The sequence below is a fragment of the Bradyrhizobium macuxiense genome, assembly GCF_001542415.1.
Classification (GTDB): domain Bacteria; phylum Pseudomonadota; class Alphaproteobacteria; order Rhizobiales; family Xanthobacteraceae; genus Bradyrhizobium; species Bradyrhizobium macuxiense.
This window is the reverse complement of record NZ_LNCU01000115.1, coordinates 69,648-82,260: the sequence shown is the minus strand read 5'-3', so window position 1 is coordinate 82,260 and position 12,613 is coordinate 69,648. Positions and strand designations below refer to the sequence as shown.

Genomic DNA, 12,613 nt, shown 5'->3' with positions numbered 1-12,613 from the left:
CCGGCTCGCGAAGCTGCGCGGAGACCGCTGACCATGGCCGTGGTGATCGCGGCGCTGCTGCCCGTATTCCTGTTGATCGTGCTCGGCGTCATCCTGAAGCGCACGCTGATGCCGGCGGACACGCAGTGGCATGGGCTGGAACGGCTGACTTACTACGTGCTGTTCCCGGTGCTGCTGGTGCAGACACTGGTGAAGGCAGATCTGAGCCAGGTGCCGATCGCAGGCGTCGGCGGCGCGCTGCTCATCGCCGCACTCGTGATGTCACTGCTGTGCCTCGCGCTGCGCTCGCCGCTCGCCCGCTCCGGCGTCGACGGCCCGGCCTTCACGTCGATCTTCCAGGGCGCGACCCGCTGGCAGACCTATGTTGCGCTTTCGGTGGCCGGCAATCTCTACGGCAAGGTCGGGCTCGCGCTCGCATCCGTCGCGATGGTCGCGATCATCCCGCTTGTCAACGTCTTCAGCGTCGCGGTGCTGGCGCACTACGCCTCGCCCCGGAAGCAATCGATGCGCGCGGTCGTGATGACGGTCGTGAAGAACCCGCTGATCTGGGCCTGCATCATCGGTCTCGCCATCAACATCGCGCACCTCCCGCTGCCGCAGATCTGGCATGAGGTCGCCAATGCGCTCGGCGGCTCGTCGCTCGCGATCGGCCTGCTCGTGACCGGTGCGGGGTTGCATCTGGAAGGAATGCTCCGCCCCAGCCTCGCCGCGAGCGTCGCGCTGGTCCTGAAGCTGGTCCTGATGCCGGTGCTCGCCGTCGCGCTTGCGCTATGGTTCGGCCTCACCGGCTCGAGCCTTGCAATCGTCGCTGCCTGTGCCGCGGTGCCGACCTCTCCGTCCGCCTATGTGATGGCCCGTCAGATGGGCGGCGATGCACCGCTGCTCGCCCAGATCATCACGCTGCAGACGATCCTGGCTGCGATCACGATGCCGATCGCGATTGCTGCGGTTGGGCTCTAGCAGAGCATCTGCTGATGACGTCGTCAGGTCGGCGTAAGCTGTGAGAGCGGCGTTGATGTCGGGAGGGATGCGCATCGCACCGCGATCCGACTCGTGTCGAGCAGTTCACACGTGATGAGAACTCTGTTGGTCGCGAACGTGCTGGTTCCTTGAATGGGACGCGACTGAGTTCAATCGAAGGAACAACCCGCAAATCTACGGAACCTTCGCGAAGGTGAATGCACGGTGCAAGGCGCTCGTACATTCGTCAGACGAAGATTCGATCCATACCTCAAATTGTCCGCATGCGCGTAAGCAGTCGTTGAGTCGTCTCTCTGATGGTCATCTCGTACACCAGAGCACGAGATCATCATGACATACACGCGCATAATCTTCGGCAAGCACGCACCGGTTGGCGACATCGGGAACGACCTCTTGAACGGAACCGCCGGCAGCGACTTGTTCGCCATCTCCGGTGCATATGGTTCCGACAGCTTCAGCGTAACGCTGCCGAGCAGCGAAACGCCTGCGCTCCAGAGCGCGACGCACACATCTCCGACGGCACACAATGTCGGCCATCCGCTTGCCGCAACCGACGCCCTACATAGGGCTGCGGTGTTCGATCATGCAGGTAGCGTGCTCGACGCCAGCGTGACCGATGACTCTGCAACGCATATCGCTGACGGCGCAATCGATGACGTCGATCATAACGGCACCAGCACCGACGTCAGCGAAGCCGCTGCTCAGAGCAGCACGACCGATGCGGCACTCAATAGTCCTTCCAGCGCGACCGTCGAAACGGGTGCGAGCCTCGAATTGTCCGGAGCATATTCCGGATCAATCACGTTCGCCGGCGCGACCGGCACCCTGGTTCTGGACCACTCGTCCGCTTTCACCGGGAACATTTTCAATCTGACGGGCGACGGCAATCCGCTCAGTTCGGACCAACTCGATTTGAAGGACATCGCATACGGATCCGGAACGACGGTGTCGTACGCGGGCAACTCGTCAGGAGGCGTCCTTACCGTCAGCGATGCTCAGGATCACGTCGCACATCTTTCTCTCGTGGGAAACTACACGAACTCAACGTTCCATCTGTCAAGCGACGGCAGCGGCGGCACCACCGTGATCGATCCTCCGACCACGCCGTACGCCCTCGGTGTCGACGTCGGGAATCCGAACGTCTCCGATCCGACAGAGGAAGCGTACTTCGAAGCCAACTTCAACGACTTCACGAGCTTGATGGGCGCGAAGCCGCAATACCTGGATCAGTTTGGCGATCAGACCAAACCCATCTCGCAATGGATCTCGCAGTCGGGATGGGACGCGACGTCGGTTGCGCAATCTGCCGTCCTCAAGGGCGTCACTCCGGTCATCGGACTGCCGATGAGCTCCACGGCTGCGGGTTCGGGAACCGCGGATCAGCAGTACCAGGCCTTTGCGGCGGGCACATATGATTCCGTTCTGCAGGGCATGGTGAAGGCGTGGGCAGACAACGGCTCGACGACACAGATCTGGCGGGTCGGCTGGGAGATGAATATCAGCACCATGCCGTCCTACGCCGGCAACGATGCCGCGACACAGGCCGATTGGGTCAAGGCCTATCAGCACATCTACACTGTGTTGCACGCGGCCGGCGCGGCCGACGGCGTCAACATCCAGGTGATGTGGAATCCGGGCGTGGTCAACTACAGCGATTCCGGCAACGCCATTCAGACCGTCTACCCCGGCAACCAATATGTCGACATGATCGGTGCGGACGTCTACGGCGACCTGTATCCCTATGGCGACCACACGCATTTGTACGATTGGGACCTGAGCGGACAGATGCTGAACTCGCCCAATCCGGTGTACGACAGCAGCCTTCAACAGTGGGCGGCAGATCCCATCAACCTCGAGCACTACTATAGCTACCCGGCCTCCAACCAATGGTCGCTCGACGGCAGCGCTGGTCATGCGACGACCTTGCAGGAACTGATCGATCTGTCCAAATCGACGGGCAAGCCGCTGGCCATTGCCGAGACCGGCGCGGGCAACACGACCGATGGCGCCGGCGTCGTCGACAATCCGACATTCGTTCAATGGCTCTCGCAAACCCTGCAGCAGTCGGGGGCGAACATCAGCTTCGTGAACATCTGGGACTCCAACGGCGGCGGCAGCTACCAGTTCTCAAATGCTTCCGATGGCAAACCGCTCGAGGCCGCCGCGTGGGCCAGCTATTTCGGTGCCTCATCTGTTGCTGCGCCCACCATCACGTCGTTCTCGCCCGACAGCAATGTCGTCGGTGACGGCGCCACCAACGCCAATCAACTCACTCTGACAGGAACCGCGACGGCCGGCACTACCGTGGAGGTGTTCGACGGTACAGCTCAGATTGGCACCGTCACCGCCAATGCGAGTGGCGCGTGGTTCTTCTCCACCGCGCCGTTGACCGATGGCAGCCACCCCTTCACTGCGGAAGACGTCGATGCATCCGGCAGGGTCAGTGCACCTTCCGCGGCGCTCAACGTCACCGTCGACACCGTGGCGCCCGCGGCGCCGGTCCTCGCGTCCTTCTCGCCCGACAGCAACATCGTCGGCGATGACATTACGAACGCCAATCAATTGACCCTGACCGGCACCGCGGAGGCAGGCAGCGAGGTCTTGATCTTCGACGGATCGACGCAGATCGGCACCGCCGCAGCCAGCACCAGCGGCAGCTGGTCGTTTGCGACCGGCGCACTGGCCGACGGAACCCATGCCTTCACAGGCAAGGCAATGGATGCCGCCGGCAATGTGAGCGTGATATCGGCACCGTTGGACGTCACGATCGATACCGTTGCGCCCAATGCTCCGAGCATCACCTCGGGCACGGCTGCTGCGTCGGACATGGTGCTGGTCTCCGGAACGGCCGAAGCCGGCAGTACAATCAGCTTGTACGAAGGGACCACGCTGCTCGGGACAGCAGTAACCGCGTCAAACGGTGCCTGGAACATCACGACCGGATCGCTTGCGCAGGGCATCCACGTGTTCACGGCGACGTCAACTGATGTCGCCGGCAATGTGAGCGGATCTTCGGCGACGTTTGATCCCGTTGTCGGCACGCTGATCGAAGCGGCCGGAGTGACCGATCTGACTGCCGTTGGTAAGGACTATTATCTTTCCACCGGCGGCAACAACGTCGTGCTCAAATATGCCGGGGCGCCGGTCGCGGCGGGGCAGTTTGGCACATGGTCGCCGGTCGGCGCGGAAGAGACCTCGAGCGGCTATGACATCGCCTGGAAGGATTCCGTCAGCGGCAATTTCGCGGTCTGGACTAGCGACAGCAATGCCAACTTCGTGTCCAAGATTCTGCCCAATGTAACCGGAACGAGTTCGGCGCTCGAATCAATCGAACAGGTCTTCCACCAGGACCTGAACGGCGATGGCGTGATCGGCATTCCGACGGTTACCGTGGCGCAGATACCAGCGACGACGTCAATCGAAGCATCCGGCACGACCAGCCTGGATAAACTCGGCAGCAACTACCTGCTCGACACGATCGGCGGCAGCAGCGAAGGACCCACGTTGAAATACGCCGGTGCCGCCGTCGTCGCCGGTCAATTCGGCACCTGGTCGCCGGTCGGCGCGGAGGCGACCTCGAGCGGCTATGACGTCGCCTGGAAGGATTCCGTCAGCGGCAACTACTCGGTGTGGACCACCGACAGCAACGGCAACTTCGCCTCCAAGATCATCGGCAGCGTGTCCGGAACCGACGCGTCGCTCAAGGCGATCGAGAGCGTCTTCCACCAGGACCTCAACGGCGACGGTGTGATCGACACGGCGTCCACGGTCCTCGATATCTCCGGAAAAGTCGTGCTGCCCCTGGCCAACATGATCCAGGCGGCCACGATCGAAGCCGGGGCCAAGCTCGAATTGACCGGCGCCGTGTCCGGAGCGATCACCTTCAATGCCGCAACCGGAACGCTGGCGCTGGATCACGCGTCCCAGTTTACCGGCAAGCTGATCGGTCTGAGCGGCGACGGGACCGCGGCCAACTCGGATCAGATCGACCTGAAGGATATTGCCTTCGGGTCCGGAACGTCAGAGTCCTATTCAGGAAGTACAACCGGCGGGGTGCTGACCGTACTCGATGCCCAGAACCACACGGCGCACATTTCGCTGGTCGGTGATTACACCCACTCGACGTTCAATCTCTCGAGCGACGGAAACGGCGGCACGATGGTCATCGACCCGCCGATCGAACAGTTCAGTTTTTCCGCCGCGAAGGCCTCAACGCTACCTTCGGAGACACCAACTCATCCTGTAACGGCTGCCGGCGATGCCTTCACCTTCGCCAGGACAGCCGCCGCTGCCCCGGCTCAGGCCCAGACCTCGATCGACCATGCACAGGATCCGGCTTTGCTAGCGGCAAGTCATATCCAATCCAGCTTCGATCACGTGCTTGAGCAGGGAGCGCCCCATATCGATGTCGTATCTCATGTCGACACCACCGACCTTCATGGTTTCCTGCTGCATGCTTAGGGAGGCATTTGCAGGATCGTCGAAGAGATAGCCGCGGCTACGCGAGGATGGAGCAGCGCGGCTCAAGGCTTCGTTCGCGCCCGGTGCTGCCTGCCCGCCGAGAACTTTGCGGCGACACGATGCCGATCGTGATCGCCGCGGCCGGGCCGTAACGTCTGCTTTGGGCAGACCTGATCCTATTCCTTCAGCGCTATGCTGGAGCAGTAAAAGGAACCCTCGACGTTTCTCCAACCATGCTTCAGTGCATTCTCCATGCACTCATTGTAGGTCTTGAAGGGCACGCCGCCGGGCCCGATGTTTCTGCAGCCAGTATACGCAGACGCCCCGGCGGACACAGAACATCCGGTCCAGGGCTGGTCGCCTGACCTCATGCTCGATGCGGCCGGCCATGTTCGAGGCGACGCAACGTGGCTCGCCACCGCGTATCGCTTCAACCCTTGATGGCCGGCGCCTTGAGCCGGCGCGTCGACCCGGATGCCAGGAAGCGTTTCGGTTTGTGACCATGCTGCGCCGCCTGAGCCGGACAGCAATACAATCGATAAGGCAGCGATAGCGAAAGGCGTGGCGAAGAGTGACGAGGCCTTCATAGCTATGTCCTCCCAAAATGCTGGGACGGGAACGCCATCCCAACGTGTACGCTATCACACATTCAACTGATCAAAATCCGAATTCGGCGGCGACTGCCTAGAACAGGCAGCGCCGCCTTCAGCATTGCCCGCTGCGCACCGCCTGTGTGGCGCAGTGCAACCACCCCGTCCCTATTTGCTGACGTGACAAATGGCGGCGACGCTCCCCTGCTCGCCAGGTCATCGCGCCGCAAACGTTGTGGCCGCGAAGTTCACGCAACGATGACCGGTGGACGAGTCGATCTCTGACCAGAAACAGTTCCGGCGGCTACACCCTTTTGCGTATGCGAATAAACGCCGACATTCACGCAACTGTCATGTGCGCTCGCTAGACCGCAACGCGGTGACCCACTGCAGCGAACAGAATATTTCGCCCTGCGGTCATCGGCTTGAGCGCAGTGCACCGCCGCATCGCTTCTTCCGTACGTTCTGGAAATAACGAGGCAAGCACCAAGAAGCAAAGGCGTCCGGCGACGGTCGGCGCCATGGGTCAAGGGCAATATCCGAACGGGAGAACCCCGCTCCAATGCTCTCGGACCTCGGTTCCTACAGACCAAATTCAGCTGCGTATCAATCCTTGATCGTCCTATCGACCAACCTTGCGGGAGCAATGATAATGCATCTCAAATATGTTCCTTCGACAAGCGCCGTGGCGCTCGCCGTCACTCTGATCGGCGGCCTCTTTGGCACGTCGGCGGCCAATGCCCAGGCGGCCAAGGAACCGGACACCCTCACGATCGCCTGGTTGCCGAACGATTCGTCGGACGGCCTGGCGGGGATGCGCGACGAAATCGCTGCCGTGATTTCCAAGGCCACCGGCAAGAAGGTCGAGAACAAGCTCACCACCGACTATGCGATCGCCATCGCGGCGCTGGAGAACGGCCAGGCCCAGATCGGATGGTTTGGCGCCAATGAATATCTCACGTCGCATGCCCGGGATTCCAAGGTCGTTCCGCTGGTGGTCAACACCGGCCCGTCCGGAACGCTGAACGACGCGCTCTATTACAGCCGCCTGGTCGTCAAGAAGGGCGACGAACAGAAGTACGAAGCCGACGGGCAGTTCAGCATCGCGAACATCGCCGGCAAGCGGATGTCCTTCGTTTCCACCAACTCGACCTCGGGCTTCAACATGCCGGCCGCGGCGATCGTCGGCCAGTTCAAGAGCGATCCGAAGTGGAAGAACCTGACCTTCGACGATCTCGCGCAAGGCGGTGACGGCCACCTCTTCTCACAGGTGGTGTTCGGTGGTTCGCACCAATTGTCGCTGGTCAACGCATTGACCGGTCGTGCTGATGTCGCTGCGGTATGCGACTTCCTGGTGACGAACTACGTCAAGCTGGTTTCCGGCAAGGACAACACCGCCGGCGCCGTCTACGAGATCAAGCAGGATGCTGCGGCTCCATTCAGCTCTCTCGGCGGCAAGCAGTTCGTCATCATCAAGTCGATCCCAGTGCTCAATCCGCCGGTCGAGGTCAACAGCGCCTATCTCAGCGACAAGACCATGAAGGCGATCACCGACGTGCTGAGCTCGGACGAAGTGGCCAAGGACACCAAGATCTTTGCGCCCGCCGGCACCAAGGGCTCGGACTTCCAGGCGCCTGCGCGGTTCGCGAAGGTCGCGGACGACTGGTACGACCCCATGCGCAAGGTTCTGGGAATCAAGTAGTTCGCCGCACTTTTCCGGGGCCTGGCTGCCGGGCCCCGGAATTGCATGTCCGGTCCGGTGCCTCCCTGTGAGGGATGAAGAATGACACAGATATCGCAACTTCCCGGCGCGCCGCTGCTCGAAGTCAGCCATGTCATGAAAAACTACGATGGAACGAGGCCGGCGCTCGACGACATCAGCTTCTCCATAGGGAAAGGTGAGTTCGTCGCTGTGATCGGCCCCTCCGGCGCCGGCAAGTCGACGCTCCTGCGCTGCATCAACCGGATGATCGACGTCAGCGACGGCGAAGTGCGCTTCGAGGGCGTTTCGGTCAGCCAGCTCAACCGGCGGGACCTCAAGAAGGTGCGCAGCAAGATCGGCATGATCTTTCAGCACTACAATCTGGTCGAGCGGCTGACCGTGATCGAGAACGTCCTGCATGGCCGGCTCGGCTCCAAATCCACCCTGTCCGGCGCACTGGGCCGGTACAGCCGCGACGAGAAACGGCAGGCCATGGAGTTGATTTCCATGCTGGGACTTGCCGAGCATGTGTATCAGCGTTGCGACCGGTTGAGCGGCGGACAGAAGCAGCGGGTCGGCATTGCCCGGGCTCTGGTCCAGGACCCCAAGGTGATCCTCTGCGATGAACCGATCGCCTCGCTGGATCCCAACGCGTCCAAAGTCATCATGGAGCAGTTGAAGCGGTTCTCGAACGAGATGCATATCTCGCTCATCGTCAACCTGCACCAGGTGGATGTCGCTCTCAGATATTCCGATCGCATCCTCGGCGTGAACAAGGGCAGGATCGTCTTCGACGGCCGGCCAAGCGAGCTTTCGCCCGAGCGCATCGCCGAAATCTATGGCACGGAGTTGTCCGCGCCGAGGGTGAGATATGCCAGCTGACATCTTCGCCAAGCGCCGGAACGACAGGCTGCTGTTCTTCGGTGCCCTGGCCGCGCTGACTGCAGGCTCGATCTTCATCACAAACTATGATCCGGTCGCAGGCTTCACCAGCATCGGCAAGGCCTTCGTCTGGGGCGCGAGCAATTTCTACCCGAATGCCCGGGCTCTGACCAAGCTGCCGGACATCGCGCTCAAGCTCCGCGACACCATTCTGATGTCAGTCGCGGCGACCACGGTCGCGGCGATCTTCGCCCTGATGCTGGCCATGGTCGGCTCTCGCACCACGCGCATCAACGCGGTCTTCGGTGCGATCGCCAGGGCCATCGCCTCCGTGCTGCGCAACATCCCGCTGGTCGCCTGGGCCATGATCCTGATGCTGGCATTCAGCCAGAGCCAGCTCACCGGCTTTCTGGCGCTGTTCTTCGGCTCGCTCGGTTTCCTGACCCGGGCTTTCATCGAGACGATCGACGAAGTCAGCATTCATGCGGTGGAAGCGCTGCAGGCCACGGGCGCCAGCCATACGTCGATCATCCTCCAGGCCGTCCTGCCGTCGAGCCTGCCGCAGATGATCAGCTGGCTGCTCTTCATGATCGACACCAATATCCGCGACGCCACGCTGGTCGGCCTGCTGACCGGAACGGGCGTCGGGTTTTCCTTCGACGTCTACTACAAGAGCTTTCATTTCCATGAGGCCAGCCTGGTGGTGCTCATGATCGTGATCACCATCATCTGCATCGAGATGATGTCGAACTACATTCGAAGGATCATCCTTTGACGAACGCGCTGGACACGATGAGCGGCACGGACCGGCCCGTCGGCAGCATGGTCGCGTCAGTCTCGCGCCTGCCGGCGCGGCCGTTGACCAAGGAGAAGGTCGTCATCCGTCTCCTGCTCTCCGTGCTGGCGGTGACGACCGTCTACGCGCTGGCGCACCTTGACGACGGCGGTGTCAACCTGCTCCAGGCCGCATCCGATACGCTGGCCAACCTGAAGATCATCTTCCTGCATCCGGGCGGCCCGCATCTGTCGTTCCTCAAGGCCCTCTACGAGGTGGTGATCACGCTGGGGCTGGCGTTTCTCGCCACCCTGTTCGGAGCCTTCATCGCCCTGTTTCTCGGCCTTCTGGGAGCCCAGAATCTCGCCCCGAAGCCGGTGACCAACGTCATCAAGGCTTTCGTTGCGTTCGTTCGGGCGGTACCGACTATCCTCTGGGTGCTGATCTTCGCGGTGACGGCGGGGCTCGGCGCCACGGCTGCGGTAATCGGCATGACGTTCCACTCCGTAAGCTACCTGACCAAGGCCTATAGCGAGTCATTCGAGGATCTGGATCGAAGCGTCATCGAGGCCCTCAAGGCGAGCGGCGCCAATTGGTGGCAGATCGTCTTCCAGGCCGTTATCCCGTCGTCCTCCACTTATTTGTTGTCGTGGACGTTCCTGCGCTTCGAGATGAATTTCGCCAACGCCGTCGTGATGGGCGCCGCAGCCGGAGCATCGGGAGTCGGCTTCGATCTCTACATGGCGAGCGGATACTATTTCGATCTGCGGGAGGTGGGGCTGATCACCTATCTCATTCTGGCCTTCGCGATCATCCTCGAGACAATCGCGATCCGGATGAAGAACAGGATCAAGGACGATCAGGCCTGAGCTTAGTCACGTCCCGGTGTCGAATATGGACCTCCCTTGACCTGACCCGCAAGACACATTCCTTGGTCAGACCCGGCGGCTACTTGACGGCACCACCGGTGATGCCGGTGATGAAGCGGTCGAGCAGCAGATTGTAGGCAATCGCCACCGGGACGCTGGCGATCAAGGCGCCGGCCATGATCTCACCCCAGAAGAAGATATCGCCTCGAACGAGGTCCGTCGCCACGCCAAGCGTGATCGGCTTCTGGGCGGACGACGAAATGAAGGTCAGCGCGTACACGAACTCCTGCAGCGTCAAGGTGAACGTGAAGATCACGGTCGTCAGAATCGCCGGCAACGACAATGGAATCACCATCCTGACAAAGGCGCCGAACAGGCTGCAACCGTCGACGATCGCCGCCTCCTCGATCTCGGGCGGCAGAGCCTTGAAGAACCCCATCAACAGCCACGTGCAAAACGGAATCGTGAAGGTCGGGTAGACCAGCACGAGCGACCACATCGAATTCTGCAGTCCGAGGTTGGCGACGATCCGCGAGAGCGGCAGGAACAGCAGCGTCGGCGGCACCAGGTAAGTCAGGAAGATGCCGATCCCCAGCGCCTCGCCGTTGCGCCCGGTCATCCGCGCCAGGCTGTAACCGGCAGGCAATGCAGCAATCAACGTGATCGTGACGACGCAGAGTCCAATCACCAGCGAGTTTAACAGCCAACGCACGAACAGCGTCTGCTCGAACAGATAGCGGAAATGCTCGAGCGTGGGCGCCTCGTTGAACCAGAACGGAATGTTGGTCACGTCGTACAGGTCCGGATTGCTTTTGAACGAGGTGATCAGCATCCAGTAGAACGGGAATGTGGTCACGACCACGAAGAAGGCAATCGCGAAGTAGAACCCGACCTCACCGGCCACTTTGGTGACGATGCGTTGCATCTCAGACCTCCCTCCTCCGGATGAATCGCAACACGACGATCACGACGGCGAGCAGGACCGGCAGCATGAACAGCGAGATCGCAGCGCCATGCGACACGTCGCCGGAGACGATGCCGACCTGGAAGCCCTGAAAGCCCAGAACCGAGGTTGCGTTGACCGGGCCGCCATTGGTCAGCAGGTAAACGATAGAGAGGTCGGTGAAGGTAAACACGATGCCGAAGATCAATCCGACGGCAACGATCGGGAGGATCAGCGGCAAAACGATCTGATAGTTGCGCCGCCAGAAGCCGGCGCCGTCGACGATCGCCGCGTCGATAATGTCCTGCGGAACGGACGTGATGCCCGCAAGGAAGATCACGATCGCAAAGGGAAAGAAACGCCAGGCATTGACGATGATCACGCAGAGCATAGCGAGATGCGGATTGCCGAGCCAGTTCGGCGCATCCGAGCGATCGATGATTCCAAGCGCGATCATCGACCAGTTGATGACACTGTAGAGGGAGTCAAACATCCACTCCCAGGCGACAGCGGCCAACGCGATCGGTACCGCCCATGGCAACATGATCAACGCCCTGACGATCTTGCGTCCGGCGAACGGCCGCATCAGCAGGAACGCACCGAATTTGCCGAGAATCAGTCCCAGGAACTGCGATCCAAAGGTGAACAGAAAGGTGTTGCCGAGCGTCTGGAGAAAAACCGGGTTCTTGATGATCTGGGCGAAATTCGCCAGGCCTACGAAGCGCCATGACGGATCGTAGATCGTATAGGCGCTGACCGAGTAATACACCGCCAGCAGAAATGGCCCTCCGACCAGCAGCAGGACATACAAGATTGCCGGCGCGACCATGACGGCGCCAAGCGTTTCGCGCCGATCCAGGATGTAGCGAAAACGCGAGACCGGCTTGGTGACGGGTTCAGCAATGCTAGCCATCATAAGACCTGGTTTAATGTCGCCCAGTCCGCTTGCCGGCCTGGTCGAAATAGCGCAGGTCGCGGTTGCGCACTGCAAACAGATGCCGCTCGCCGGGCCGGACGCTTTCCTCGGCGATGTGGGCCGGCAATTTCGCCGTAATGAGCTGAGCGGAATCGAAGCCTTCAATCGTGCCGTAAACGATCCGCTCGGAGCCGAGATACTCGTAACGATCGACGCGGAACCAGTATTCGGTGACAGTGCCGTCCCTCATCATTTCCCTCGGGAGAAAATTCTCCGGACGGAAGCCAAGATGCGCTCCGTTGTGGGTGAGCAGATTCATGGGCGGCGCGCCGACGAAGGTCGCGACAAATCGATCCTCGGGTTCGTCATAGATCTCCGCCGGCGTTCCCACCTGCCGGACCTTCCCATGGTCGACAACCGCGATACGATCGCCCATGGCCATCGCCTCGACCTGATCATGGGTGACGTAGATCGTGGTGACGCCGACCCGCCGC

At 61.2% G+C, this 12,613-nt stretch carries 9 protein-coding genes; 6 read left to right on the top strand and 3 right to left on the bottom strand.

The features are described from left to right. Positions 1 to 33 precede the first annotated feature (33 nt). The 6 genes from AS156_RS34980 to AS156_RS34955 all read left to right on the top strand — a co-directional run bounded on the left by AS156_RS34980 (position 34) and on the right by AS156_RS34955 (position 10,260). Positions 34 to 960, top strand: a complete 927-nt coding sequence (locus AS156_RS34980; protein ID WP_066514136.1) for an AEC family transporter — start codon at positions 34 to 36, stop codon at positions 958 to 960. Positions 961 to 1,311: 351 nt separating this feature from the next. After that, on the top strand, positions 1,312 to 5,442 hold the full coding sequence (locus AS156_RS34975) for an Ig-like domain-containing protein (RefSeq protein WP_066513907.1): 4,131 nt from the start codon (positions 1,312 to 1,314) through the stop codon (positions 5,440 to 5,442). Positions 5,443 to 6,684: 1,242 nt separating this feature from the next. After that, positions 6,685 to 7,734, top strand: coding sequence for a phosphate/phosphite/phosphonate ABC transporter substrate-binding protein (locus AS156_RS34970; RefSeq protein ID WP_082747912.1), 1,050 nt, complete (start codon positions 6,685 to 6,687; stop codon positions 7,732 to 7,734). Positions 7,735 to 7,815: 81 nt separating this feature from the next. After that, positions 7,816 to 8,616, top strand: a complete 801-nt coding sequence (gene phnC, locus AS156_RS34965; RefSeq protein WP_066513905.1) for a phosphonate ABC transporter ATP-binding protein — start codon at positions 7,816 to 7,818, stop codon at positions 8,614 to 8,616. Further along, entirely contained in the window at positions 8,606 to 9,391 is a 786-nt protein-coding gene (locus AS156_RS34960) for a PhnE/PtxC family ABC transporter permease (RefSeq protein WP_066513904.1), read from the top strand. The genes phnC and AS156_RS34960 overlap by 11 nt, the downstream gene beginning before the upstream one ends. Further along, positions 9,388 to 10,260: a PhnE/PtxC family ABC transporter permease gene (locus AS156_RS34955; RefSeq protein ID WP_201456161.1), complete on the top strand. Its 873-nt coding sequence runs from the start codon at positions 9,388 to 9,390 to the stop codon at positions 10,258 to 10,260. Before AS156_RS34960 ends, AS156_RS34955 begins: the two co-directional genes overlap by 4 nt. A gap of 79 nt (positions 10,261 to 10,339) precedes the next feature. On the opposite strand, the gene AS156_RS34950 is transcribed toward AS156_RS34955, so the two are convergent. The 3 genes from AS156_RS34950 to AS156_RS45330 form a co-directional block, all read right to left on the bottom strand. After that, complete coding sequence (locus tag AS156_RS34950) at positions 10,340 to 11,185, bottom strand: carbohydrate ABC transporter permease (RefSeq protein WP_066513903.1); 846 nt, start codon at positions 11,183 to 11,185, stop codon at positions 10,340 to 10,342. A 1-nt stretch (position 11,186) separates the two neighbouring features. After that, positions 11,187 to 12,116, bottom strand: a complete 930-nt coding sequence (locus tag AS156_RS34945) for a carbohydrate ABC transporter permease (protein WP_066514128.1) — start codon at positions 12,114 to 12,116, stop codon at positions 11,187 to 11,189. A gap of 13 nt (positions 12,117 to 12,129) precedes the next feature. Further along, on the bottom strand, positions 12,130 to 12,613 hold a 484-nt coding region (locus tag AS156_RS45330), incomplete at its 5' end, for an ATP-binding cassette domain-containing protein (protein WP_488226059.1).